21 protein-coding genes are annotated in these 24,735 nt (G+C 62.7%); 5 read left to right on the top strand and 16 right to left on the bottom strand.

From position 1 onward, the window contains the following. Nucleotides 1-45 precede the first annotated feature (45 nt). Both AC1Q7F_RS30960 and AC1Q7F_RS30965 read right to left on the bottom strand, forming a co-directional pair. Nucleotides 46-384 (bottom strand): DUF736 domain-containing protein, encoded by a 339-nt coding sequence (locus AC1Q7F_RS30960; protein WP_492512404.1) that lies wholly within the window; start codon nucleotides 382-384, stop codon nucleotides 46-48. A gap of 536 nt (nucleotides 385-920) precedes the next feature. Further along, entirely contained in the window at nucleotides 921-2,384 is a 1,464-nt protein-coding gene (locus AC1Q7F_RS30965) for a tetratricopeptide repeat protein (protein ID WP_492512405.1), read from the bottom strand. Between AC1Q7F_RS30965 and AC1Q7F_RS30970 the strand changes: the two genes are divergently transcribed. Both AC1Q7F_RS30970 and AC1Q7F_RS30975 read left to right on the top strand, forming a co-directional pair. Then, nucleotides 2,383-3,894, top strand: coding sequence for a TCR/Tet family MFS transporter (locus AC1Q7F_RS30970; protein WP_492512406.1), 1,512 nt, complete (start codon nucleotides 2,383-2,385; stop codon nucleotides 3,892-3,894). The two genes, AC1Q7F_RS30965 and AC1Q7F_RS30970, sit on opposite strands and share 2 nt — an antisense overlap. A 374-nt stretch (nucleotides 3,895-4,268) precedes the next feature. Beyond that, complete coding sequence (locus AC1Q7F_RS30975) at nucleotides 4,269-6,809, top strand: hypothetical protein (protein ID WP_492512407.1); 2,541 nt, start codon at nucleotides 4,269-4,271, stop codon at nucleotides 6,807-6,809. Between the two features lie 290 nt (nucleotides 6,810-7,099). Here the strand turns inward: AC1Q7F_RS30975 and AC1Q7F_RS30980 are convergent, their stop codons facing one another. After that, a complete protein-coding gene (locus AC1Q7F_RS30980) occupies nucleotides 7,100-8,005 on the bottom strand; it encodes a LysR family transcriptional regulator (protein WP_492512408.1) in 906 nt (301 codons plus the stop codon). Nucleotides 8,006-8,115: 110 nt separating this feature from the next. Between AC1Q7F_RS30980 and AC1Q7F_RS30985 the strand changes: the two genes are divergently transcribed. After that, nucleotides 8,116-8,439 carry a nuclear transport factor 2 family protein gene (locus AC1Q7F_RS30985; RefSeq protein ID WP_492512409.1) on the top strand — a complete coding sequence of 108 codons (324 nt, stop codon included), beginning with the start codon at nucleotides 8,116-8,118 and terminating at the stop codon, nucleotides 8,437-8,439. Next, the gene (locus tag AC1Q7F_RS30990) at nucleotides 8,436-9,215 is read left to right on the top strand and encodes an SDR family oxidoreductase (RefSeq protein ID WP_492512410.1); all 780 of its coding nucleotides are present in this window, start codon (nucleotides 8,436-8,438) and stop codon (nucleotides 9,213-9,215) included. Before AC1Q7F_RS30985 ends, AC1Q7F_RS30990 begins: the two co-directional genes overlap by 4 nt. A 173-nt stretch (nucleotides 9,216-9,388) precedes the next feature. Here AC1Q7F_RS30990 and AC1Q7F_RS30995 read toward each other — a convergent pair whose 3' ends face one another. The 8 genes from AC1Q7F_RS30995 to AC1Q7F_RS31030 form a co-directional block, all read right to left on the bottom strand. Next, a complete protein-coding gene (locus AC1Q7F_RS30995; protein ID WP_492512411.1) occupies nucleotides 9,389-10,339 on the bottom strand; it encodes a DUF2493 domain-containing protein in 951 nt (316 codons plus the stop codon). Between the two features lie 315 nt (nucleotides 10,340-10,654). After that, nucleotides 10,655-11,686 carry a DUF7146 domain-containing protein gene (locus AC1Q7F_RS31000; RefSeq protein WP_492512412.1) on the bottom strand — a complete coding sequence of 344 codons (1,032 nt, stop codon included), beginning with the start codon at nucleotides 11,684-11,686 and terminating at the stop codon, nucleotides 10,655-10,657. Nucleotides 11,687-11,688: 2 nt separating this feature from the next. Then, nucleotides 11,689-11,934, bottom strand: a complete 246-nt coding sequence (locus tag AC1Q7F_RS31005) for a DUF6117 family protein (RefSeq protein ID WP_492512413.1) — start codon at nucleotides 11,932-11,934, stop codon at nucleotides 11,689-11,691. A gap of 103 nt (nucleotides 11,935-12,037) precedes the next feature. After that, the gene (locus AC1Q7F_RS31010) at nucleotides 12,038-14,092 is read right to left on the bottom strand and encodes a ParB/RepB/Spo0J family partition protein (protein WP_492512414.1); all 2,055 of its coding nucleotides are present in this window, start codon (nucleotides 14,090-14,092) and stop codon (nucleotides 12,038-12,040) included. A 113-nt stretch (nucleotides 14,093-14,205) separates the two neighbouring features. Then, nucleotides 14,206-15,402, bottom strand: a complete 1,197-nt coding sequence (locus AC1Q7F_RS31015) for a DUF932 domain-containing protein (protein ID WP_492512415.1) — start codon at nucleotides 15,400-15,402, stop codon at nucleotides 14,206-14,208. A 92-nt stretch (nucleotides 15,403-15,494) separates the two neighbouring features. Then, nucleotides 15,495-15,983, bottom strand: a complete 489-nt coding sequence (locus tag AC1Q7F_RS31020; RefSeq protein ID WP_492512416.1) for a thermonuclease family protein — start codon at nucleotides 15,981-15,983, stop codon at nucleotides 15,495-15,497. A gap of 128 nt (nucleotides 15,984-16,111) precedes the next feature. After that, a complete protein-coding gene (locus tag AC1Q7F_RS31025; protein ID WP_492512417.1) occupies nucleotides 16,112-16,678 on the bottom strand; it encodes a DUF2285 domain-containing protein in 567 nt (188 codons plus the stop codon). After that, the gene (locus AC1Q7F_RS31030) at nucleotides 16,662-16,916 is read right to left on the bottom strand and encodes a transcriptional regulator domain-containing protein (RefSeq protein WP_492512418.1); all 255 of its coding nucleotides are present in this window, start codon (nucleotides 16,914-16,916) and stop codon (nucleotides 16,662-16,664) included. Before AC1Q7F_RS31030 ends, AC1Q7F_RS31025 begins: the two co-directional genes overlap by 17 nt. Nucleotides 16,917-17,264: 348 nt before the next feature. Between AC1Q7F_RS31030 and AC1Q7F_RS31035 the strand changes: the two genes are divergently transcribed. Beyond that, the gene (locus AC1Q7F_RS31035; protein WP_492512419.1) at nucleotides 17,265-18,140 is read left to right on the top strand and encodes a helix-turn-helix domain-containing protein; all 876 of its coding nucleotides are present in this window, start codon (nucleotides 17,265-17,267) and stop codon (nucleotides 18,138-18,140) included. Between the two features lie 56 nt (nucleotides 18,141-18,196). On the opposite strand, the gene AC1Q7F_RS31040 is transcribed toward AC1Q7F_RS31035, so the two are convergent. From AC1Q7F_RS31040 to AC1Q7F_RS31060, 5 genes are all read right to left on the bottom strand, one after another. Then, a complete protein-coding gene (locus AC1Q7F_RS31040) occupies nucleotides 18,197-20,563 on the bottom strand; it encodes a thiamine pyrophosphate-binding protein (RefSeq protein ID WP_492512420.1) in 2,367 nt (788 codons plus the stop codon). A gap of 213 nt (nucleotides 20,564-20,776) precedes the next feature. Further along, nucleotides 20,777-21,064 carry a putative quinol monooxygenase gene (locus tag AC1Q7F_RS31045; protein ID WP_492512421.1) on the bottom strand — a complete coding sequence of 96 codons (288 nt, stop codon included), beginning with the start codon at nucleotides 21,062-21,064 and terminating at the stop codon, nucleotides 20,777-20,779. 206 nt (nucleotides 21,065-21,270) lie between these two features. Then, a complete protein-coding gene (locus tag AC1Q7F_RS31050) occupies nucleotides 21,271-22,413 on the bottom strand; it encodes an FAS1-like dehydratase domain-containing protein (RefSeq protein ID WP_492512422.1) in 1,143 nt (380 codons plus the stop codon). A 21-nt stretch (nucleotides 22,414-22,434) separates the two neighbouring features. Then, entirely contained in the window at nucleotides 22,435-23,994 is a 1,560-nt protein-coding gene (locus AC1Q7F_RS31055) for an acetate--CoA ligase (RefSeq protein ID WP_492512423.1), read from the bottom strand. A 270-nt stretch (nucleotides 23,995-24,264) separates the two neighbouring features. Further along, nucleotides 24,265-24,735 (bottom strand): hypothetical protein (locus tag AC1Q7F_RS31060; protein ID WP_492512424.1); only part of this gene is annotated, 471 nt, incomplete at its 5' end.

Genomic DNA, 24,735 nt, shown 5'->3' on the forward strand with positions numbered 1-24,735 from the left:
GCCCCGTCCCGGGCGTGCCGGAACGGGGCTGCTTCGATGCCGGGGTCAGCGGTCGCTCGGCTCCCAGAGGGCGATATGGGTGGTGCCGTCCTCACCGGGATGCTCCAGCTTGACGAGGCGGGCACGCAACCATTGCCGGCCAAACTCAGGTGCCCCCAGCTTGAGATTCAGGTAGGTCTCGCCGCTGGACTTGGCGACCTGGCTCCAGCCGGCGCCGACCTCGTAGCGCTGGCCATTGCCGGCATAGACGCGATGGTCGGGGGCGTTGTCGGACAGCTTCTGCACCGGGACGATGGTGAGGGCCGCCGTGACGTTGAGGGTCTTGAGGATGCCGGTGAAGCTGCCGTCATCGGCCTTGGTGAAGGTGCCGAGGGTGATGGCCATGATCTGTCTCCTTCGCTGCGGTCGCGGGACCATCCCCGCGATGTCCCCGGCGTCAGAGCCCGCAAGGGCGTCCCGCGCCACCCGAGCGCCAGCGACGGGCCGCAATGAAGTGGAGGACCCGAGGGGGAGAAAATTTGTCCCGCGAGGAATGCCGGGACCCGAACCCCGCCCTCGGCGGGGCGGTCCCGGCAGGGGAAATTTTCTCAAGACCCCGAGGGTTGGCGCGGGCGCCGCGGGCTCTACGCCATCAGGAGGACAGCGGGGGTAGGGGCTGCGAATAGCGAAGATGAAGGAGATGACGATGCCCATCACCAGGACACAGTCAGGCCCGGCGCCGACGCTTCCCTGTATCCGAACCCCATCGACAGGCGCCCAATCCATCCCGGATCCAGGGCCTCAACGCCGCCTCGCCTCCTGCCTTGCCGGCGGCCAGCCCTGCGACGGCGGCCGGATGCACCACCATGTCGCCGACAATGAGACCGGGACCGGATCGTGAATATCATGGCCCGTGCAGCGCCACCGGCCGGCGTATTCTGTCATCCGCCCGAGCGTGGCATGCCGGCGAGCAGCGCCCGGGCCCGATCGACATTGCCGCCATGCGGATTGGTGGCGATGGGCAGCAGCACCCTTTCCGCCTCGGCATAACGCCGACGCGCGATCAGTGCTATCGCCGTGTCGATGGCGATGTCGCCGACCAGGGGGGCCAGCGCCTGCGCCGTCATGAGATGGGCCAAAGTCTCGTCCGAGATCGCGGCCACCTCCTCGGCCGGCGCGCATTGGGCGAGCCGGTAGCGCGCAGTGTAATAGCCGGGGTCGGCCGCCACCGCGCGGGCGAACCAGGGACGCGCGGCGGCGAAAAAAGCCGCGCGCCGGGCCTCATCCCGCCGGCCCGAATAGAAATCCGCGACACCGCGGACATACAGCAGTTCCGCATCGTCCGGCGCTTGTTGCAGCAGGCGGTCGATCATCGCGACCCCGGCCATGCGGTCGCCGCTGCTGATCTCCGCGCGGGCCAGCACCCGTTGCGCATAGGGGTCGTCCGGATAGGCTGCCGCCGCCTTGCGGATCGTCTGGAGCATCGCGATCTCGTCCTTCGGATCGGGGATGCCCAGAATCAGGGCGGCGTGGGGCAGCAGCAGATCGTCGGCAGCCTCCGGCAAGGGGCGCAGACTGATCTCCGCCGCCGGTTCCGCCGGCCTGCCGATGACGGCATAGGCGATGCCGCCCTGCATATAGCGCTTCAGGTCGGCCTCGAACGTCGCATGATCCATGCCGAAGGCCGCCTGGAACGCATCCGGCTCTGCCACGCCGCGATGCAGGTCGGCCAGATAGCGGGCCAGGGCGTCGCGCCGGTCGGCGGCGGCGAAGATGTAATGCACGATCAGCCAGCTCTGGGCATAATACTGCCCGACCTGGGCCGGAGTCAGGCCGCCGACCCCGCCGGACAGGATCCGGTCGACCGGCAGCCAGGCGCCCCGCAGCAGCGTCACGGCGCGCGCCGGATTGTACCGGCCGATCTCGATCCGGTCCGCTTCAAACCGGGCCGTCATCATATATTCGGCGAAGCCCTCGCTGTACCAGGTCGGATATGACGCGGGGTAATAGCGCGTCGCGAAATGGTGCGCATATTCGTGCAGCAGCACCTCCTCGCCGTCCAGTCCCGGCCGGTCGCCGCGCACCGCGAACGCCGCCGTCCCCCCGACGCGGGCGGAATAGAACCCGCGCACGGCCGACGGCACATCGCGGATCTGCTGGAGCTTGCCGATGGATGCGACCCGATAGACCCTGAGCGGGTTCGGCGACGGGGGCGCCGTCGTGCCGGTCACCTGCCGCAGCAGCCGGTCATAGGCCTCGAGCAGCACGACCGACCGGCGCAGGTCATCTTCTCCGCCATCGCTGTAGACGATGAAACTGGCCGACCGGGCCTCCAGCCACCGCGCCTGCGCCAGTGACGGAAACAGCAGGACCAGAACCGGCAGGAGGAGGATGCCGAAACGCATGCTGCAAGCCCCGCATGGTGTTGAGAGCCGTCATTATCCGCATTGCCGGGGTGCCGGGATATCGCAAACAAGAGCCTTGCGGTCCTCCCGCGGCGGACGTAGGTTGCGGCCGTCGCGAAAAGCGACCGCCTCCCTTGATCCGCCCCATGGCGGAGTAAGCAGGTGGACGGATTGGCGTCCAGGCGGTCAAGCATATCCCGTCCATGCCCCTTGCAGGCACGGGCCGGCCAGCACTCCCCAGAAATCCCCTGACCCCTCGTCAGGCCTCATCGCCAAGCAATCGGCGCTTCGCGGCGCTGCACGCTCGCGGCGACCGGAGCACGTCATCATGAACAGGTCCCTTGTCGTCATCTTCATCACCATCGTCCTCGATGCCCTGGGCATCGGCCTCATCTTTCCGATCCTCCCCGCGCTGCTCGCGGACGTTACCCATGCCCAGGATGTGGCGCCTCATATCGGCATGATGATCGCCCTCTATGCGGTCATGCAGTTCATCTTCGCGCCGGTCCTCGGGACCCTCAGCGACAGGCTCGGCCGGCGGCCGGTTCTGCTGATCTCGCTCGCCGGCTCGGTCGTCAACTACCTGTTCCTGGCGTTCGCTCCCAGCCTCTGGATGCTGTTCGCCGGCCGTGCCATCGCCGGCCTGACCAGTGCCAATGTCTCGGTGGCGACCGCCTATATCACCGACATTTCCCCCGAGGACGGGCGCACCCGCCGCTTCGGCCTGCTCAATGCCATGTTCGGCATCGGCTTCATCATCGGCCCCGTCCTTGGCGGCGCACTCAGCGACTATGGGCTGCGGCTGCCCTTCATCGCGGCGGCCTTGCTGAATGGCGGCAACCTGCTGCTGGCATTCCTTGTCCTGCCGGAATCGCGCCCGCCCACCCAGGGGAGGATCGACCTCGCCGCCCTGAACCCGCTGCGGCCATTGCGCCGGGTCCTTACGGTGAGGAGCCTCCTGCCGATCATCCTCGTGTTTTTCATCTTCAGCGCCACCGGCGAGGCCTATGCTGTCTGCTGGGCGCTTTGGGGCGGCGACACCTTTCGGTGGAACGGGCTTTGGATCGGCCTGTCACTGGGAACATTCGGCGTCTGCCAGACCCTCGCCCAGGCGTTTCTCCCCGGCCCCGCCGTCAAGCTGTTGGGCGAGCGTGTGGCCATTCTGACCGGCGTGGCCGGGGCGTGCATCGCACTGACCGTCATGGCGTTCGCCCGGCAGGGCTGGGTGGTCTTCGCGATCATGCCGCTGTTCGCCATCGGCGGCATCGGCACGCCGGCCCTGCAATCCCTGGCGAGCCGCCAGGTCGATGACGGCCAGCAGGGACAGTTCCAGGGGGTGCTGGCGTCCGTGGTCAGCCTGGCGTCGATCATGGCACCGCTGGGGTTTTCAAGCGTCTACTTCATGGTGAGGCCGCAATGGCCCGGCGCCATCTGGCTCTCGGTCGTCGTCCTGTACGCAGTCGCCGCAATGCTGGTTTTGCGCCTGCGTTTCAAGGAGCCGGGGCGGTGATAAGGTCTCCTGCTCCTCATCAAGCCCGAGCTATGGCTGGGAAGCGCCTCCCACTGTAGCGCTTAAACGCCCGAGTGTAGTACTCGGAAGCGGCCGCTACCGTGTGCCAACGTTAGCCGAGTAGATGGCTGGGTTGAGAAGGTCCGACTGTCTATTTTCAGCACCAAGGCGGCTGGCCGCCATTAGTTTTGCTGGTTCAATCCGCCTTCGGACCAGTGGTAATCGTGGATGAAATGGACGTGAAGTGTTTTCCCCAAATTTGTTTCTCATTGAAGAGTCGGCTCCCTTCGCATTAAATTGGTTTCCAGGTAATTTTACACAGCAATGTACGGGTGTGGTATCTTGTGCATTGCGCCACGTGAGGGTATAATAACATGTATCCTATATTTTTCTCAGTTGCATCGAAGGACATCTCATTTGCGGAAAGTATTTTCCAAAGAATTCCAGACGGCACCACATATTTGTACTCAAAAACCGGAGTCGATGGTGCGCATCTGTGGGACGAGATTTCTAAAGAGGAGCTGCCCAAGTCACGCCTTGTCATTATTTTTTGGTCAAAGCGCTATATCAATGCAGGGGGATGTGTTAGGGAAATCCTGCAGGCCAAAGAACTAGTCCAACAAGAGCGCATTAGACCTCTCGTTCTGAGGCTCGATGACTACCCCATTACAATAGATGGTACGATTGATCCGTCGCTTGCTCCTGTATTCGAAGCACTCAAAGTGATGCTGGGGTATAGAACATCGCCTCCCTCCATTGATCTCTTTCATGCAACCGAACTGGTTCAGCGAGCTGTCGAGCCTTTTCTGCGCTCAGATCATCCTCAATTCCCCAGGCTTGATCTAGATCCAGTTTGGCGCACTGCAATTCAAAAAGATCGCTTCAATTGCTTGCCAGCCATGTGGATCACAGGTTTCAACGGAGTTGGCCGAGAAACGTTGGTCAGAAATTTTAATCGCGCATTTGTGCCTAATGGGCGCGGGATTCTTATTGAAATCAATGAAACATCATTACCAAATCAAGTCCTTCTACGAATTGAGAGTGAGGCGTTTGGCGCACCTAGGGAAAGCTTAAAGGAATTAAAGGATTCCTTGTCCAAAGATGAAGTGACGGCATTAGTGGCCGCTATTGAACGTGTGCATGCAGCAGGTGATTACATTATATTTAAGCATGCGCGAGTCATCGAGGAAAATGAAGAACTTCCACGTTGGCTGGATGATTTAATTAATCTATTACCTCCCTCGAGGCGCCCTAAATTATATATTATTTCGCAGACGCCAATTTTGGGGGAGCGTAGGATTAGTATTGCATCTTCTGCTGCGGTACAGCGAGTCCCCACAATCTCAGAATATGAATTAACCGAATTTTGCTATCAGTTGGTTAGTTATTTTGATAAAAATCCGGAGCGCTGGAGCGATCAAGATATACGCCGGCTGGTTAAAGCATCAGGGGGAAGCATTGGTTTTCTTGTTTCGTTGGTTCGATCGGCTTCAACGGTTGAGGATTTTGACACCATTGACCAGTTTATTGCGCGCGATAGTCGTTCCATGTCGGCATCAATTACTTCTTACGTTCGGTGGGCCTTCAATCAGCTACGAAACGCTGAGGATGAGCAGCGAGTTCTAATATTTCTAAACGACGTATCGCCTTGTGATTTGATCGATATAGAATCAGTTGTGAGGCCTAGCAAGCCAATTCTACGTGTAATGGGAAAGCTATTAGAGCTGGGGGTTGTTGAGAGAGAAGGTGAGAATTTGTATCGCCTGACTCCATTGCTTGCAAATCGCTTAAGTAGAGACCTAATTCGTGCAGATTTATTAAGTTGGCTGAGGAGAGCTCTTCAGGAATTTGTTAAAAACCCGATACAATTTGAAACAAGTCAGCATGAATACATTAGGATAGAGTCTCGAATTCAAGCTTCTCTTCTTGGAGATGTCGATCTTCTTCCAAAGAGCGTCATTGAGTTTGTCTCTGCGTCGCATTGGTTCCAAGCTGGGGTGCGTTTATATCATGCTAGAAGAAGGGGGCCTGCGTACCGCGTTCTGAAGAAGGCGTTTGAGACTCGAGAAGAATTTAAAGCAGAGTCACGCGTCGAACTTATCAGATATTTTTGCCTGAGCGCGACTAGAAACTATAAATACGATGAGGCGGATGCTTGTATAAAGAATTTGGATAATGTATACAACAACAAAGGAATGGCTGCTTTTTTGAGGGCAGACCTGCTTCATCATCAAGGGAAATTTAGAGAGGCAATTGAGCAATATGAGTTATCTTTGGAGCTCAATAAAGGTAAGAGTAGCCGAATAGAGCGCACTTATCGGCCGCTAATTCAATGTATCCTTCTTTCGTCTCGTCCAGACTTTCGCCGTGCTGAGGCTTACGCAAAAGAATGGCTTGAGCTGCGGCATACAGTTTTCAGTCTGATGGCCTTGCCAAGAGTGTATCTAAATTGGAAGTACAGAGCGGATGCTAGAAGTCCCGCCCCTCGGGATATCGATAGCAGGTTGGAGGCCGCACGTTCTACGCTTGAGAGTGATCCCGGTGTTGGAAGTGCCGCATTTGAATTGAGGGCGGAAGAGGCGGAGCTAACAGGAGATTATAATAGCGCTGTTCAATATATGGACAGGGCTATTGAAGTCGACCCAAGATTTGAATTGCGTACTGAGCGATGGCGCTTTTTGGCACGTTCGAAAATACCTGTTCTTGTTAGTCAGGCTATCAATGAATTAAATTCTGCTCGTACGAACTTGGATTACCAGAGCAATTGGCTTCCCTTCCTCCCTGGGCTAGCGGAGACGTATGGTATTGCCTTGCTTCACTCAGGTCGATCATTTAATGAATTAAATGCGTTCGCTCCTCAACTTTCGGCCGGTGAAATCGGATATATCATTGCGAAATTAAAGGGGCGGCATTGACCTTTTCCCAGGGACTCGCTTCCAACCAGCATGATACTAGCCTGTACAAGCAGCGGCTGCGATCACATGTTTATATGATTTAAAAACAGTGGAGTAGAAATTTATCTACGCTGGACAGCTGTTGGATTTAATGGCGACCATCGGTAACTTTAATCGCAGATGAATGTCAGCTATTCCGTTATCATGCTCTAAAATCTGCCCGTCCGCTTCCGGCCCCATACAAGTCGATAGTGGCACTGGAGGGGCACCCAGGTGCATCATAAAGCACCTCCGGGTGCTCGTGGGGATGATCACGCTTCCGGTCTTGCACTGAGTTCCCGGGCCAGGCGGATGAAGGCCTTCAGTGCGGCCGAAGGATTACGGCGTCCAGGATAATAGAGGCAAAGGCCGGCAAAGGGCGGCGTCCAGTCCGCCAGCACGCGGACGAGGTGTCCTGCCTCGATGTCGGATCGCACATCCTGTTCCATGAAGAAGCCCAGCCCGATGCCGTCCAGCACGGCGGTTCGGGCCAGGCCGGCCTCATCCAGGGTGATCGGTCCGCCGACATCGATCTGCGCCGTCTGCCCGCCCTTCTCGAATTGCCACCGATACAGGGCGCCGTTCGGCAGGCGGACGCGGACGCAGCGGTGATCGAGGAGGTCGAGCGGGACAAGCGGCCGGTCGCGCGTCTCGAAATAGGTTGGCGAACCGACGACGGCATATCGCTGCGGACGCCCGAGCGAAACCGCGATCATGTCGCTGGGCACGAGGTCGGCCACCCGCACACCGAGATCGAAACCCTCGGCGACGATGTCGACCAGCCGCCCCTCGGTGACGAGGTCGACATGCACCTGCGGATGGCGGCGGAGAAATTCCAACACCAGGGGCGAGAGGATCTCGCGCGCCGCCGTGGCGAAGGCGTTGATGCGCAGCGTGCCTGACGGCGTTTCCTGCTGCGACCGCACGACCTCCATGGCACCGTGGATGTCCTGCAGGGCCGGGCGGACCTGCTCGACGAACAGGCGGCCGGCATCGGTGAGTGAGACGCTCCGTGTCGTCCGATTGAACAGGCGGACACCAAGGCTCGCCTCCAGCTTTGCCACGGCGTTGCTGAGAGCTGTCGTCGACATGCCGAGGTCAAGGGCAGCAACGCGGAACGAGGCCCTGCGGGCAACCGCGATCACGGCATCGAGATCGTTCAATCCGGGCCGGTACATTGTCCTGTTATCCGCAATTCCTCATCCCTCTTTATCCTGCTTATCGGGACGAACGTCCACGCCTACATGGGAGAGGAGAGAAACGACAACCCAGCCGATGGAGCAGCACGATGAACCTGCCCTCCCCGATCCAGGCCTATTTCGACGCCGACGAAAGAGGCGACGACGCGGGTCTGGTCCAGACCTTCGCACCCAACGCCATCGTCGAGGATGAAGGCCACACCCATGCCGGCCATCAGGCCATCGGTGCCTGGTGGCGCGAAACCAAAGACAAGTATCAGGCCATCCTCCAGCCGCTGGAGATGGACAAGACGGACGATGTCACCAAGGTCCGCGCCAGGGTGACCGGACAATTCCCCGGCAGCCCCGTCCTGCTCAGCTTCCTGTTCCGGCTGGACGGCGACCGCATCTCGCATCTGGACATCCGCGCATGACCGGCTTCCTCACGCTTGAAGGCAAACGCGCGCTGATCACCTCCGGCACGCGCGGCGCGGGAGCGGCCACGGTGGCACTGTTTCGCGAACTCGGCGCGCAGGTCCTGACGGTGGCGCGATCCCGGCCGGACACGCTCTCCGGGGTGATGTTCGCCGCCGCCGACCTGACCACGCCGGAGGGCTGCGCCACCCTTGCTGCCGCGGTGCGCGAGCGTCTGGGCGGGGTCGACGTCATCGTCCATATGCTGGGCGGTTCGTCCGCCCCGGCGGGTGGCTTCGTGAAGCTGGGCGACGCCGAATGGGCCCGGGAGCTCGACCTCAACCTGATGGCCGCCGTCAGGCTCGACCGCGCGCTCGTGCCGGGGATGGTGGCACAGGGCAGCGGCACCGTCATCCATGTCACCTCCATCCAGCGCGAACTGCCGTTGCCGGAGGCGACGACCGCCTATGCCGCCGCGAAGGCGGCGCTGTCGACCTACAGCAAGAGCCTCTCCAAGGAGGTCTCGCCCAAGGGGGTGCGCGTGGTGCGCGTCGCCCCCGGCTGGATCGAGACCGAAGCCTCCGTGCGGCTGGCGGAACGGCTCGCGAAGGAGGCGGGAACGGACTATGAGGGCGGCAAGCGCATCATCATGGACTCGCTGGGCGGTATTCCGATCGGCCGGCCATCGAAGCCCGAAGAGATCGCCAACCTGATCGCCTTCCTCGCCTCCGACCGCGCCGCGACCATAACCGGCACCGAATACGTGATCGATGGCGGCACCATCCCCACCGCCTGAGCGGTGCGCGGCGCCTCTGCCGAGAAGGCCAGCGACAGGATTGTGGACATCGCTCCGGGCACTCGCCGCCCAGATCCCTGATGCTGCGGCTCAGGGGGATTGCGTTGAACGGCTCGCAACGGGCGCCTGCAGTCGCGAATGAGGATCGACCGATTGACTGAGGAGGGCGGCGCCTAAGCGCCGCCCTCCGCCCCGAACCGCCAGACGGGGATGCCCATCTTGCGGGCCTTGTCGGTGAGATTCTGGGAGATGCCGGAGCCGGGGAAGGCCACCAGTCCGATGGGCAGAACCTCCAGCATCAGGTCGTTGCGCTTGAAGGGAGCCGCCTTCTTATGGCGGGTCCAGTCGGGCCGGTAGACGATCTGCGGCACCTGGCGATGGTCGGCCCAGCAGGCGGCGATGCGCTCGGCACCCTTCGGGCTGCCGCCGTGCAGCAACACCATGTCGGGATGCTTGGCGCGGACCTTGTCCAGCACTTCCCATATGCGGACATGGTCGTTGCACTCGACCCCGCCAGCGAAGGCCACCTTGGGACCGGCCGGCAGCAGCAGTTGCGTGTCGGCCCGGCGGCGGGCGGCCATATAGTCACGACTGTCGATCATGGCCGCCGTCAGGGCGCGGTGGTTCAGCTGCGAACCCTGGCGCGGGCGCCAGGTGGAGCCGGTCAGGGCCTCGTACATCTCGGCGGCGATGTCGCGGAAGAACTCGAAGGCGTTGCGGCGCTCGATCAGGCCGATACCCTCGGCCGTCAGCCGTTCCAGTTCGACGGAGCGGATCTCCGAGCCGTCCTGTTCCCGCTGGCTGTGCTGCTGGGCCTGCTCGTTGGCGTCCAGGTCGCGTTCCAGACTGGCGATGCGACGGTGGAACAGGTTGACGAAGGACCAGAGCAGGTCGGCCAGGTCATCCTCCAGCCGCGTGCCGGTCAGCAGCCCGGCCAGGGTTTCCAGGCTGGCGCCGATCTCGGCCCGGGCCTGGTCGGCATCGGGCAGCGGACGCGGATCGGGCTCGTCCTGGAAGGGACGATAGCCACGGAGCTGCAATTCCTCCAGCAGGTGGGCCGTGGGGGCGGACGCGGCGGGCGGCTCGTCGTCCAGGGCGGCAGGGCGGGGGATGGAACGGGTCATGGCGGGGCTCCTCGGGTTTGGGCTGGCCGCGCCGTCCGCGGCCTTCACAGGGGATCGCCCGCCAGGGCCTTCAGGCCGGGTCCGCACCCGCTTTGCGGGCCGGAGCGAGAGCGGAGGATGGCGTGCCCCCGCGCTTTCTTGTTTCCGCGAGGAATGCCGCCGGCCCGTCCGGCGGCAGGGGAAGAAAGCAAGCGGGGCGCCATTGCGGACTTGGGCCGGCCCTGGCAGATCCCCCTCCCGGGAAGGCCGCGGGCGCGGCCCCCGCCACCGGAACCGGGAGGCTCCGGCATGCTCCCCTGCCCCGCTGCGGCCTGGTCAGGCGCGCGGTCCGTCTCCCGAGCAGCAAGGCCCACACGGCTGGAGGCAGGCATTGTGAGCATCGTCGGGATGGAGCTGACGGACGACATCCGCCCGCAGTGCCGGCAGGCCGAAGGCCAGCAGGTCGGCATTGAAATCCTCCCGGCGGGGCCGCAGCGGCCGGATGTCGATGCCACCGGCCCGGCCGCGCGCGACCAGACGTTCCAGCGCCCGGACACCGGCGGCGTCCCTGTCCTGGGCGACATAGAGCCGGCGCAGGCAGGGCGGGAACAGCAGGGCGGCGAGATGGCCGGCGGACAGGGCCGCCACCATCGGCAGGCTGGGCAAGGCCATGCGCAGCGCCAGCACGGTCTCGATGCCTTCCCCGGCGGCCATGACGGGACCGCCCGACCCGAAGCGGACGCCATGGCCCAGCAGATGGCCCATGGCCCGGCGGGGCTGGTCGACCGGTGCCTTGTCCCGGCCCGACGGGTCCAGCCAGGTGCGGTGCAGGCCGGTCAGATGGCCGTCATGGTCGGTGACGGCGGCGATCAGGGCCGGCAGGCTGATACGATCCTGGGGTCCGCGATAATGACAACGCGGATGGAAGCGCAGCGCCGGTTCCGGGCCATCCAGGATGATGCCGCGTCCGGCCAGATAGCGTTCCGCCAGCGTGCCGGGCAAGGGCCGGCTGGCCGCGAACAGCCGCCGGCAAGCCTCGAGCGACCCGCCGGGAGCGGGCATCGGCGGAGCGGTGACGGGCAAAGGCATCCGCAGGAAGGCCCGCGCCTCCGTCATGGCATCGCGCAGGGACAGGCCCCGATTCAGGGCGATCAGGTCCAGCAGGTCGCCATGCTGGAGCAGGGCGGCGTCGGCCCAGCGACCGGCGCGCGGCCCGGTCAGGCGGACATAAAGGCTGCGACCGGGATGGCCCCGCACGTCGCCCACCTGCCAATAATTGCCCTGCCGGCGGCCATTGGGCAGGAACTGGCGGCACACCGCCTCGGCCTCCAGCGCGAGGCGGCGGGCCAGTTGGCCGGCATCCCCCATGGTCAGGCACCCGTGCCGCCCGGACCACCGGGAGCGTCCGGCGGACGGTAGGCATCATACGGATTGCCGTCGGCGAGATGACCGAAGGGGGTCATGACGATGCCGCGCTGATCTCGGCCGACAGCACAGATGACGTAGCGCGGCTCACCGGTGATGACGTCGTTGCACTCCAGCAGCGCCAGATTGCCGTCCCGGGCGGCGCGCAACAAGGTGTCGAAATTGGCGCGGGCATGGTCGGGTATCGCCATTTCCTGTCTCCTGAAACGAAAATGGCCCGGCGCTGAGGCCGGGCCAGGTGGGGGTAAGGAGCCCAGCGCGGGCGGCCAGGCTCCATAAGGGCGGGATCGGAAGTTATTCGGCGGCGATCGACTGCGGCGGCACCTCCGGTTCCGATGCCGGTTCGGTCACCGTGTCGGGCGTCTCCGGTGCGACAACCGCCTGCCCCGGCGTGCGAAGCAGCGCGGGCAGCCAGCCGGTGCCGGCCAGCATCAGTTCGGCCTGCACCGCCATGTCGGGCTTGCGGAGATGGTCGATCTGGCGGGCGGCGGCCTCGCCCTTGGCCTCCGTCACCGCCTCCAGGATACGGGCCTTGGTGACGCGGCCCAGATAGTTCAGCGCCGTCGCCATCCAGCCCACCGCCGCCATGTCGAGATGGACGGCACTCGCCAACCCGTCGGCGTGCCGCCGGCTCTCCGGCCCGTATTCACCGGACGACTGCACGGCATGCACCGTCAGGCCCACACAATGGGCGAACAGTGCCGCCCGGCTGTCGGCATCGAAACCCACCAGCACATCCCAGAGATCACGCGGGTCCTGGGGCAACTGCTGCACCCAGTTCGCATGCCGGGCATTGATGGACTGGGCCGGGATGCTGTCTGCCAGCCCCGGAGGTTCCGCCATGAAGCCCGGACTGCGCGCCGTGATCTGCAGGCAGGAGTTGGAGCTGCGATGATAGAGGGACTGGAGGCAGAGGACGTGCAGCGCGGCGATGAAAGCCGTGTCCGGGTCCCGGGCCAGAGCGTCACGCAGGGCCAGGGTCCGATAGGCCGTCAACTCCATCACCAGCCGTTCGGGCAACGGCTTCAGCCCCTCGTCTTCCGGTTCGGGCTCCTGGCTGACGGAACCGCCGGTATGGGCAGCATGGGCGGCAGCCGGGATGCGGGAGCCATCCGCATCGCCGTCTTCGCCGACAGGGTCAGCGCCGGGTGCCGCCGGCTCCTCGACCCGCGGTTCATCCTCCGGCCGGATATAGCCGCGTTCCACCCGCAACTGCCCGTCCGAGCCGATACTGACATAGCAGCCGGCCCGCTCGATCTCTTCCGGGTCGTAGCGCACGGGCCGTTGCTCCAGCACGGCGATCTCGCCCGAAATCGCCGTCAGCCGCTGATCGACCTCCTCGGAAATCTCGCCATCATCGTCATGCTCCTGAGCCAACCGGTCATATTCGTCCTGTAGCTCGGCATAGCGGGCCTCCTCCTGCTCCGTGCGAGGCGTCACCTCACCTCGCAGGCGGCGCTGGCCAGAGGTATGGCCGTAGAGGAAGTCGGTATCGACCTCCATCCACTTCCACCCCTCCTCCATGACCGCCTCGGCTTCCTTGGCCAGCTTCTCGGCCGCCAGGCGTTCCAGCAACGGCACATCGCCCAGCCAGCCGCCATCGTCGGGCGTGAACAGGTCACGCATGACCGGACCGCCGGCGGCGACATAGGCATCCAGACCCACGAACTGCGCCCGCTTGTCATAGGCCTGGACGGCATCGGCGGTCAGCACCCGGCGGATGTGATGGGCTTCCCGCTGCCAGGACTGGGTCAGGGAGGCCCAGACCTGCTCCTGGTGTTCGTGATTGCTGCTGACGCTGAAGGCCATTACCATTTCCAGCGTCATGCCGTCCTCGGCATAAAGCTCCAGCAGCTTGGGCGACACCGACGCCAGGCGCAGCCGCTGTTTGACCACGGCGGACGTCACGAAGAACCGGGCGGCGATGTCCTCCTCGCTCAACCCCTTGTCACGCAGGGTCTGGAAGGTGCGGAACTGGTCGAGCGGGTGCAGCGCCACCCGTTGCAGGTTCTCTGCCAGGGAGTCCTCCTCGCCCATCCCCTCCGTGCGGATGAGACAGGGGATGGGCGCGGTACGGGAGAGACGCTTCTGCTTGATCAGCAGCTCCAGCGCCCGGTAGCGCCGCCCGCCCGGCGCCACTTCGTAGATCCCCGTTTCCTTGCCTTCGGCATCCAGCCGCGGACGGACGGGAAGGCCGTGCAGCAGGGTGCGGTTGGCAATGTCCTCCGCCAGGTCGGCGATGGACACGCCGGCCTTGACCTTGCGGACATTGGCCTGGGACAGGGCCAGCTTGTTGAACGGAATGTCCTGGGACCGGCTCAGGATGATCTTGGCAGTATTGGCAGCCATGGGTTTTCTCCACGACGGGCCGGTGGAAGCCTCTCTCCCACCTGGCAGCCCGCCACAAAGCCCCCAGCCCTCCTCTGCCTCGAACCATCCCGAGCCGAACCCCCGGCCACCGGTCAGGCCACCCGGTCCAGCAGCTTCCTGGCCCGGGTTTCCATCTCCAGCCGGGCATCCTGGTGGGGTTTGTCACGGGCCACCGCCGTAATGCCCTGCACGAAATCGAAGATGCTCGCCGGTTTGCGGCCCTCCTCGGCCAGTACCGTCTCGATGATCCTGCCGGTTTCAGCCTTGGAGAAGCCGCGTTTGCGCAGAAACTCCATGCGGTCATCATCGTCGCGGGCGACGATCTGCTCCCGCGCCGCCTTGATGCCGTTGATGAAGGGCATGGGCGAGGAATCGGCGAAACGGGTCAGGGCTGGGGCCGCCTCATGGGCAAAGCGGGAGGGGGCATATTTGGAGTGGCGGATAGCAATCTCCTGGAAATCCTCAGCACCCCAGATATTCCTGTTCTGGCACACAGCCCGCAGATAGAAGCTGGCCATGCCCAGGGTCTTGGCGCCCACCTCGCTGTTCCAGCAGTAGAAGCCGCGGAAATAGAGATCCGGCGAGCCGTCCGGCAAACGGCCCGCCTCGATGGGATTCAGATCGTCAACGAGGAACAGAAAGACGTCCCTGTCGGAAGCGTAGAGTGTCGTCGTGTCCCGCGTGATGTCCACGCGCGGATTATAGACCCCCGTCGACCAGTCCAGCACACCCGGTACCTTCCAGCGGGTGTCGCCCGTGCCGTTGCCGGCGATGCGCTGCACAGCCTCGACCAGTTCATGGTCGAAGATGCGGCCATAGTCCGGGCCGGTGACGGCGCGCAGTTCGGTGCGGCCGTCTTCGATTTCCAGCGTCTTGACCTGCTCGCCCCGGTGCGAGGTCAGGCCATATTGCAGATTGATCCCGGCCAGTGCCGCCGGAAGCTGCCGCAAATAGGCGGCCGGCGCGCCCACCAGGCTGGCCAACTGGCCAAAGCTCCAATGCGTGGGCGCAACCGGCCTGTCACTGCCCGGGAGCAGCAGGGACAGTTTCTCCGGATTGTCGCTCCTGGCCTCCACGCGGATGTCGGCGCTGGGCAGGGTCCGGGTCCGGCTGCGCTCGGTCCGCGACCGGACGGAAGCGTAGAGATCCGACAGGGACAGGAAACGTTCATCATCGGGCCGCGAGAACCATTCGGACGACACGCGACCGATCCGCTGGCCACGGGTCACGTCCACCTTGTAGCCGCCGCTCCGGTCAGAGGCGGCGTCGAGGATTTCTACTTGGGTCATGGCACATCATCTCCAGGACGGGCGCCGGAAGCCTCTCCTCCGGCTGTGGCCCGTCACCCGGAAATCCGTCCCACCTCTGACTCTCCACCCTTTCACCCCGCACATTGGTCGGTCGGTGTCGGTGGAACGAACCCGCCCCGCCACAGGCCCGAGGCCAGGAACCTTGCATTGTTCTCCCAATTGCTGAGATCGCCCCGGCCGAACCGGCAGGCCAGGGCCCAGCCGCCACGGACCATCCGCTCCGACAGGGACGTGCCACCAACGAAGCAATCGGACAGGTCGGCACTGCCGGGATGGGGCCGGCAATACACGGGTGTGCCGGTCACCAGTTCCCGCAAACCCTGGACGGCCTCCTGGCCGCAGGCCCAGGTCGTGCCTTTCCGGTCGACACAGTGCTGGTCGGGCAACGGCGGCACGATGCCGGCCAGACGGTGCCGGGTGCCGGCGATCTCCAGCAGGCCGGCGTCGATGACTGTGGCCGGACCCTCCTGTTCGCCCCGCTCCCGGGGCCAGAAGATGACGGCGCCGACACCAACCCCGACCAAAGCCAGCACGGGCAGAACAATCTTGAGCCGTTTCATGACAGATTCTCCTTCTGGTCCGATTAAAAGTTCCGAAAGGCGGGCCGCTGGCCGGACTTTCCTGAAATCTCCATGTCCCGCCACTCCCTACCGCCCTCTGGCTCTGACCGCTGCCTTCCCGTTCACCGTCAGGACAGCAGATCGCGGTATCCGCCCCGCACCAGCTGCGTGCCGTCCCGAACCAATCGTTGGACCCGCAGGCGCAGGCAGTCCGACCCACGAGACCATTCGACAATTGTCCGTCTCTCTCCGAAGAGCGCTGTGGCGATCTCCCGCTGCGTCGCTCCCGCGGCGACCGCATCAATGGCGCGCAATTTATCGATCCACCGGACAGCCATTGCCTCAGGCGGATAGAGAGTACGAGGCAGTCGCCCAAATCGGCGGCACAGGCACAGGCGGCGTAGGGAAAGAACCTTTCGTTCAATATCCCGTAACCCATTGAGCGTGCAGCGTAGCCGAACCGGCCCTTCCAGTAGGGTGCCCTCTGTCACCCAAAGTTGAAGGTGCCGCATGCCATCGGCCAGCAGCAGATGTTCGTCACCGGAGGCCAGCTTGACGAGTGTCGCAATGTTCCGAACGGCGGCCAAATCAAACAGATCTTCTGCTGGCACAGCTTGACCGGCTGCTTCGGCGACAACCGTGATCACCTCGGGGCAGATGGCAGGATCCCAATAAACCTTAGGCTCTGCCGTCACGTCGGCGAAACATTACCCCCCAATGGGGCCAATCCCGGTTAGCATTCATTTGTACAATAGAGCGATCAACGTTGGTCAAACAGGTGCTGGATTTCAGCGCCATCTTGAAGTCGCTGTTTCGGCGCAGCCATTGCCACGCCCAGCCTATTCGATCCAAGGTTCTTAAATTTACGTAGGAAGTAGCGCGCCACCAATCGGGGCGAGACAATGCAGCGTCGAGAAGGCTCATGTTTCGCATGGGTATGCTACCTCCCTATCAGGTAGGTCGGAAACCGGCACAGCGACCGATATCAAGTGCCACGGTCGTAGCCGCCATATCGATGATTATCGATAGGAGAATAATTTCACGCTTCCATATAATCTGCTAGATCGTCACAAAATCGACAAAACAAACTTCAATAATATCAATAAATTAAACAGGAATTTCCACATATAGCTTACCACTAAAGAGCATTAGCCATGGACTCTCAATACACCGAATATACACGAGAGTAAACTCTGTCAACTCCATTACACCGAATCACAAGCCAAGAAAGTTACTTAAAATAGAAAATTATCTTATATACTAAAATTTATGGAGAGGCGCATGGACGGCTTTAACTTTATTGACTTCCAAGCAGATACGCTACCCATCGGAATTTCCGCTCTCCGCCGGGTACGCTGGGATGGTTTTTCAATTGGGCATTATATTGTAGATGAATGTCCTGGCGCGAAACTGGCTTCACCCCAGTTCACTTTGTTACAGCACGAGGGCGAGCCATTCACGTTAAGTTGGCAGCCGTCACACCATCGCGCGCCTATCCACCAACAGATCCATCGTGGACAAATCCATATCATGCCGCCGGAACAGATTGTACATGTGAAGTGGAGTCAAAAGCAGCCCGTTTTCATCGTGGCATTGTCATCAGGATTCTTTGCCAGAGCTATTTCTTTATCAGAAATTGATGCATTGGCTCATTTATCTCCAAGGATAGGCATCAATGATAAGTGCTTGTCTAGCATTTTCGAATTTCTAAAAGATAAATTGGAACATCAATCGCCAGTGATGTCTCTCTCCCATCCATGCGCGATGTTAGCGGGGGTTATACACAAAAATTATGGGAACTCTACCACCTCAATTCCAACAATCAACGGCGGCCTTGGCCTTTCTCGTCAACGTCGGATTTATGATTACATTGATACTCATCTGACCGATGAACTAACACTTAGCGAGCTTGCAGCCGTGGCAGGTCTAAATTCTGATCATTTTGGTAGAGCGTTTAGAGCCAGCGCCGGTATGTCCCCATTCCGATATATCGCCCAGCGGAAGGTACATAAAGCAAAAGAAATGCTAATGGATGAAAGCCTTAGCATAACGGAAATCGCACTGCGCTTGGGCTATTCGACGCCCAGCCACTTTACTGGCAGTTTCCATAGAGCGACCGGCGTCCCGCCTTCTCAGTGGCGAAAGGATCGACAGTAAGGGAACCATCTGCTGCTTTCGTATTGACATCGCCCAGCGGCAGCTTTCGCCACAGCTCAAGCGCGCGCAGCCAGCCTCGCCTGGTTCGCCCGCACCGTCAGTTCCGCCGCGGCGGCCAGGATGGCCTGCTTGTCCAGGCCATGCAGCCGGTAGCCGTCGTCGATGTCGGTGGATTGGCCGAAATGGCTGATCCCCAGCGTGGCGACAGCGTGGCGGCGCACGGAGCCCAGCCAGGCCAGCGTGCTGGGATGGCCGTCGATCACGGAGACGATGCCGGCATCGCCGGGTACCGGCGCCAGCAGCCGCTCCACCGCCGACAGGGCCCCCTCCTCCCCCTGGCGCCGCCGGGCCTGCGTGTCCAGCCAGCCCTGGTAGAGCCGGTCGGGGGAGGTGATGGCCAGCAGGCCGACGGCAGGATCGCGCTCAGCCAGTTCCAGCAGGGCCTCCGTCGCCTCCGGCGCCAGGGCACCGGTATAGGCGATGACCAGGGCGCAGCCCCGGCCCGGCGGGCGCAGCCAATAGCCGCCGTCGATGATGCCGGTGGCCAGCGCTGGCGTCATGGGCCGCCGCAGCTGTTCCAAAGAGCGGGTGGAGAGGCGCAGATAGACCGAGCCGCCATCCGCCTCCTGCATACGCTGGAGGCCCCAGCGCATGATCACGGCCAGTTCGTCGACATAGGCGGGCTCGAACGAGGCCAGGTTGGGCAGGCCCATGCCGATCAAGGGCGTGATGATCGACTGGTGCGCGCCCCCCTCCGGCGCCAGGGTGGCGCCCGAGGGCGTGGCCACCAGCATGAAGCGGGCATCCTGGTAGAGCGCATAGTTCAGCGCGTCCAGCCCCCGCTTCACGAACGGATCGTAGAGCGTGCCGATGGGCAGCAGCCGCACCCCGAACAGGTCATGTGACAGGCCCAGGGCGCCCAGCAGCAGGAATAAATTGTGCTCGGCGATGCCCAGTTCGATATGCTGGCCCGCCCCGTCACCGGCCCAGCGCTGGGCCGACACCACCTTCTGTTCGCGGAAGATGTCGGCATGGCCCAGCCGGTCGAACAGGCCGCGGCGGTTGACCCAGGCGCCCAGGTTGGTGGAGACGGTGACATCCGGGCTGGTGGTGACGATGCGCGACGCCAGCGCCTGATCGGATTTGGCCAACTCGCCCAGGATTTTGCCGAACCCTTCCTGCGTGCTCATCCGTTCGGCCAGCGCCACCTCCAGCCGGTCGGGCACCGGCAGGGCCGGCGACGACAGTCGGCGGTTCGGCCGGGCCGCATAGGGCACCTGCGCCAGGAAGCGGTGCAGGCGCGCCTCCTCGGCCTCCAGCCCGGCGAACGGCTCCCATTCCCGCCCCGGCCCGACCCCGCACTGGGCGCGGAACGTCGCCACCTGGTCGGGGTTCATCAATCCTGCATGGTTGTCCTTGTGGCCCTGGAAAGGCAGGCCCCTGCCCTTCACCGTATAGGCGATGAAGCAGGTCGGCACCTCGTTGCGCGAGGCCCGGTCGAAGGCGTCCAGCAGGCTGTGCAGGCAATGGCCGCCCAGATTGGTCATCAGGGCGCCCAGAGCTTCGTCGTCATGGCCCGCGACCAGGGCTAGGGCGTCGGCATCGTCAGCCAGGTCGCGGACCAGCACCTCACGCCAAGCGGCCCCGCCCTTGAAGGTCAGGGCGGAATAGAGCTGGTTGGGGCACTGGTCGATCCAGCGGCGCAGGCGCCCGCCGCCGGGCCGGGCGAAGGCCGCCTCCAGCCGCCTGCCATACTTCAGGATGACGACGTTCCAGCCCAGCGAGCGGAACATGCCCTCGATGGGCACCCACAGCTCGTCGGAGACGACGCTGTCCAGGCTCTGACGGTTATAGTCGATGATCCACCAGGCATTGCGCAGGTCGCGCTTCCAGCCCTCCAGCATGGCCTCGAAGACATTGCCCTCGTCCAGCTCGGCATCGCCGACGATGGCGATCATGCGGCCTTCGGGCTGCGGCGACAGGTTCTTGGCCTGGACATAATCCTGGACGATGGAGGCGAACGCCGTCTGCGCCACGCCCAGCCCCACCGAGCCGGTGGAGAAATCAACATCGTCGAAATCCTTGGTCCGCGACGGGTAGGATTGCGCCCCGCCCAGGGCCCGGAACCCCTCCAGCTTGTCGCGAGTCTGCCGGCCCAGGAGATAATGGATGGCATGGAAGATGGGGCTGGCATGCGGCTTCACCGCCACCCGATCCTCCGGGCGCAGCACGGAGAAGTACAGCGCCGTCAGGATGCTGGCCACCGAAGCGCTGGAGGCCTGGTGCCCGCCCACCTTCAGCCCGTCGCGCGAGGGACGCAGATGGTTGGCATTATGGATCATCCAGGTGCTGAGCCACAGTACCTTGCGCTCCAGCAGGCCCAGCATCTTCAGGGTCTCGGCGGAAATCAAGGCGGGCTCCATAGGCGATGATCCATGCGGCACGGCGGCAGCTCCAGTTCAAGGGGGAATTCTATCCATCTCCAGTGTCGCCACTTCGGCCGGAATCGGCTGCACAGCCCGTTAGCGCGGCCAGCCAAGGGATTGATGCGGAAACGGAGCAGATGGAAGATTGATGTGATCCTAAAAATCGATCGCCACCTTCCATCCGATGCCGACCGACTTCCGTCCGCCTTCCTATGGCAACAGGGACAGGAGCGTCGTGACCTCGGGTGGTGCGATGACCAGCGCCATGACCGGCCGGAAGGCTTCTTTGCCTAGATACGCACTGCTCGCCTTGTGTGCAGCCTCCGTCTCCCAATATTCCATCATAACAAGGCGCGTCTGCTTCACGGCGTCCTGGAACAGATCGACCCTCACAGCACCCGGCACGGCAGAAACTTTTGCGGCCAGCTCGCGAAGAGCATCCTGCAAGGCAGAAATATTGCCCGGATGCGTTTCCAAACCGTAGTTCCGTATGTACATGTCGCCGTCCTTCCTGTTGCGAGCCGGCCCAATCAGCCTCGAAGGCCGCTATGATCGCTCTCGCATGCCCGTGCGCCGGATCTCATGGATAGTCCGGTCGCCAACCTGCCTTTCGTCAAACTAGCGTCCAGCCATCCGTCTGTTCCTCTACCGTCCACCGCCGGCCCGGCGTTCCCGCGGAACGCCGGGCCGGCAAGACATAGGCGTCAACCGCGCGAGGGCAGTTCGACGATCGCCGAGCCGATCGCCGATGTTTCGCCGCGATGGGTCTCCGCCCGCTGCTGGATCTCGACCAGATGACGGCCATCCTGCTGGAACTTGCGCGTGACGGTGCCGTCGATCAGGACCACGTCGCCATCAGGATTGTGCCGACGGATCTGGCACTTGCTCTGGCGCAGGAAGCCCGCGTCCCCGATCCAGTTGGTGAGATGGTGGGTCAGCCAGGAGCACCGTTCCGGACCATAGTCGTAGGCACCCGGCGCACCAACCGCCAGGGCGAAATCCTCGTCCCAATGCACGCGCTCGGGACAGTCGGGAACGTTGAACCGGTTCTTGATCCCCAGGCCCGGATGCTTGGCAAACATCTTATAGGCGATCTTGTTGGTACGGATGTAAAGGCCGCCCCAGCCCTGCGCATAGCCGATGAAGCCGGTGACAGTCATCGGCCCCTTCATCATCCGGGGCAGAGCCTCCCCTTCCGTGACATCTTCCCAATAACGGGGCGTGGCGCCACGGATATCCTCGGCCTCATAGAGCTTGTAGAATTCCTGGAGCTGTTCCTCGCTGAACGGCTCCACGCGGCCACGAGCCTCGGTGTATTTCGTCCCGCGCTCACGCGCCTCGTCACGATCGGTGCGAAACACCCAGCTATCGCATTCCGCAACCTTGTCACCGTTCTGGTTGAAAAAATCGGTGTGGTAGATCTGCTGGAAGGAGCGGCCGGCAAAACGGGTCTGATGCTCGATCAGATCCTTGAGATGGGCCTGGGTGGAGATGACATCGCCGCGCAGCACCGGCTTGTACCAGGTCCAGTCAGCACCCGCCCACATCGCATGCACACCAGCGAGACCGCCGCAATAACCCGACACGATGCGGCTGGTCGAGAACAGGAAGCTGGGCAGCGCCACGACATCCCCATAGCTCGTCTTCTCGGCATAGGCCGGATCGCACCAGAGCGGATTATCGTCACCAATGCCATGCGCATAGTGGCGGATGCCATCGCGCGTCGCTTCATAGTTCCAGGGCTCAACCGTATCGGTGATCCGAACGCCGATACGCTTGCGCAGATCGTCCAGCCCTTCCTCGGTGATCTTCGGGAAACGATTCGTGTTTGCTGCCGAAATGGCCATACTTTTTCTCCGTTGCAGAACTTATTGCGCCGCAGCCAGGGCTTCGAGGTCGCGAAGCTTCTTGCGATGGACCTTGCCCGCGGGCGTCTTGGGAATTTCGGAAGTGAATGCGACGATGCGCGGATATTCGTGCTGTGCCAGGCGCTCGCGCGTGAAGTCCTGCAACTCACGCACGAAGTCATCGTCACCGGGACGGTTGCTGATGACGAAGGCCTTGACCACTTGGCCACGCTTTTCATCCGGCACGCCGATGACGGCGCATTCCAGGACATCGTCATGCTTGAGCAGGGTGTTCTCGATCTCGACCGCGCTCATCGTCCAGCCGGCGGAGATGATGACGTCATCGGCGCGACCGCAATGATAGAAATAGCCGTCCGTGTCGATCTTCGCCTTGTCCTTGGTCGAGACCCAGCCACCCTTGCGTTTCAGCATCAGCTCGCCGATCTCGTCCGGGCTGGTGGCGGTGCCGTCGGGACGCTGTACCTGCAACTCCTGGCCCGGAATGGCCTTGCCCAGTGAGCCGGGCTTGACCTTGAAGTCCGCCGCTCCAGGAAAATTGACCAGCACGACGCCGATCTCGGTTGTGCCGTACATGCTGCAGGCGGGGACATGGAATGTCTCGTCGATCCAGTCCAGTGTCGCCGGATCGATCGGCTCGCCCGTGAAGGACAGTTTTTCGATCTTGAACGCGAACTCGCCAGACCGGCCGCTGTTCTTCATCATCCGGTAATGCGTCGCCGCCGCCGACAGGTTGGTAATGCCGAATTCCTGCAACGCCTGCATCAGCCGAACCGGATCGAACCTGCCGATGCCCATCGTGCCGGTGGTGACCCCCAGCCCGAGGGGAGCCAGCGTCCCGTGCCACAGGCCGTGGCCCCAAGCTGGCGAGGACGGGCAGAAGAACTGGTCGCCCGGACGGATGCCCGTCCCGTAGAGGGCGGCGAACATCAGCGTCACCAGGGCCTTATGCGTGTGCTTCACCGCTTCGGGCAGTTCGCGCGTGGTGCCGGACGTGTATTGAAACACCGCAAGGTCATCCGCCCTGCTGTCCGGCTCATAGCGGATCGGATAAGCCTCCAGTTCGGCAAGCAGCGTATCGTCGGCAACGACCACCTCTACGCCATCGACCTGCCGCGCCATCTCCGCCTTGTCGGCATTGGTGATCAGCAGCCGCGGGCGGCAATCGTCAACGCGCAGCTTCAACCCGTCGAGGCCGAACAAGGTGAACAGAGGAACACTGATCGCGCCCGCCTTGATGGCGCCGAAAAGCGTCAGGTAGAAGGGCAGCGACGGTTCCAGCATGAAGGCGACCCGGTCGCCTTTTTCAATGCCGCGTTCCTTCAGCCAATGCGCGAAGCGCGACGAACCCGCCGAGATCGTGTCGAAGCTTAGCACATTGCTGCCCCCGTCAGCATGGGCGATACAAACGGCAGCCCGCCCTGACCCGTCCGCATGACGGTCGATGCATTCATGCGCGATGTTCAGCCGGTCACGGTTCCCGTCAAAGAGATCCCACAGCGCGGCCGATGACGCATTTCGCTGCGCGTCGGCATAGCTCGTATAGTCGGTCAGCCTGGACATTCATGTAATCCATTCGCTCATCGCCCGCATGGGGCTGGTTGCCGCGTCAGCAGGGAAATCTCGAGGAAAAGGGTGTGGAGATGCCCCTCCCCACATCACGGCACGGGGAAAGCGCTTCGCTCGCGGCCTCGCCTCGATCGCACCGAGCACTTCGATTTCAACGAAAGCGAGCCGACCACCAGCCGTCATGGCGGCGTCTTCGCCACCCGCGAGGCATACCGGGAAACGACGTGCACCGGCTCCAGTGTCGTTACCTTCGAACCGATGCAGTTAAGCGGCTTCGGCGTTGCTATTTTTGAGTTCCTTATGGATTGCGGGCATGACGTCGGTTGCCCAGCGCTCCATGGATTTCATGACGGAGCGATGCTCCATGTCGCCGACCTGCATGAGCAGGGCCACATGGTAGGGCCGCAGGCCGCGCAGGAGCTGGACCATCTTCTCCACGACGGTATCGACATCGCCGACAGGCAGGTTGTGACGGATGCGCTCGAAATCCGGCTCGCCCTCGAACGGCTCCTCGCCGATGATGTAGTCCTCGCTGACATTCTCGCGCCGGTTCTTGAAGCTCAGCGCCAAGCGCTGCTGGTAGCGGGCGCTGTCGATGAAATGGTCGGCTTCCTTCTTGCTGTCGGTCACGAAGACCATGCGGCTGAGTGCCACCCGCGCCTCGTCGGGGTTCTGGCCCTCCGCGGCGACGATCTTCTCGTAATCCTTGCGCAGGCCGATCAGCCGCGTCAGGCC

The organism is Niveispirillum sp. GW835-FHT14G11 (genome assembly GCF_058793615.1).

Excerpts from the sequence above, each read along its gene's own strand:
- AC1Q7F_RS30960 (WP_492512404.1), bottom strand. The coding sequence starts at position 384 with ATGGCCATCACCCTCGGCACCTTCACCAAGGCCGATGACGGCAGCTTC.
- AC1Q7F_RS30970 (WP_492512406.1), top strand. The coding sequence starts at position 2,383 with ATGCTGCAAGCCCCGCATGGTGTTGAGAGCCGTCATTATCCGCATTGC.
- AC1Q7F_RS30965 (WP_492512405.1), bottom strand. The coding sequence starts at position 2,384 with ATGCGTTTCGGCATCCTCCTCCTGCCGGTTCTGGTCCTGCTGTTTCCG.
- AC1Q7F_RS30975 (WP_492512407.1), top strand. The coding sequence starts at position 4,269 with ATGTATCCTATATTTTTCTCAGTTGCATCGAAGGACATCTCATTTGCG.
- AC1Q7F_RS30980 (WP_492512408.1), bottom strand. The coding sequence starts at position 8,005 with ATGTACCGGCCCGGATTGAACGATCTCGATGCCGTGATCGCGGTTGCC.
- AC1Q7F_RS30985 (WP_492512409.1), top strand. The coding sequence starts at position 8,116 with ATGAACCTGCCCTCCCCGATCCAGGCCTATTTCGACGCCGACGAAAGA.
- AC1Q7F_RS30990 (WP_492512410.1), top strand. The coding sequence starts at position 8,436 with ATGACCGGCTTCCTCACGCTTGAAGGCAAACGCGCGCTGATCACCTCC.
- AC1Q7F_RS30995 (WP_492512411.1), bottom strand. The coding sequence starts at position 10,339 with ATGACCCGTTCCATCCCCCGCCCTGCCGCCCTGGACGACGAGCCGCCC.
- AC1Q7F_RS31000 (WP_492512412.1), bottom strand. The coding sequence starts at position 11,686 with ATGGGGGATGCCGGCCAACTGGCCCGCCGCCTCGCGCTGGAGGCCGAG.
- AC1Q7F_RS31005 (WP_492512413.1), bottom strand. The coding sequence starts at position 11,934 with ATGGCGATACCCGACCATGCCCGCGCCAATTTCGACACCTTGTTGCGC.
- AC1Q7F_RS31010 (WP_492512414.1), bottom strand. The coding sequence starts at position 14,092 with ATGGCTGCCAATACTGCCAAGATCATCCTGAGCCGGTCCCAGGACATT.
- AC1Q7F_RS31015 (WP_492512415.1), bottom strand. The coding sequence starts at position 15,402 with ATGACCCAAGTAGAAATCCTCGACGCCGCCTCTGACCGGAGCGGCGGC.
- AC1Q7F_RS31020 (WP_492512416.1), bottom strand. The coding sequence starts at position 15,983 with ATGAAACGGCTCAAGATTGTTCTGCCCGTGCTGGCTTTGGTCGGGGTT.
- AC1Q7F_RS31030 (WP_492512418.1), bottom strand. The coding sequence starts at position 16,916 with ATGCGAAACATGAGCCTTCTCGACGCTGCATTGTCTCGCCCCGATTGG.
- AC1Q7F_RS31035 (WP_492512419.1), top strand. The coding sequence starts at position 17,265 with ATGGACGGCTTTAACTTTATTGACTTCCAAGCAGATACGCTACCCATC.
- AC1Q7F_RS31040 (WP_492512420.1), bottom strand. The coding sequence starts at position 20,563 with ATGGAGCCCGCCTTGATTTCCGCCGAGACCCTGAAGATGCTGGGCCTG.
- AC1Q7F_RS31045 (WP_492512421.1), bottom strand. The coding sequence starts at position 21,064 with ATGTACATACGGAACTACGGTTTGGAAACGCATCCGGGCAATATTTCT.
- AC1Q7F_RS31050 (WP_492512422.1), bottom strand. The coding sequence starts at position 22,413 with ATGGCCATTTCGGCAGCAAACACGAATCGTTTCCCGAAGATCACCGAG.
- AC1Q7F_RS31055 (WP_492512423.1), bottom strand. The coding sequence starts at position 23,994 with ATGTCCAGGCTGACCGACTATACGAGCTATGCCGACGCGCAGCGAAAT.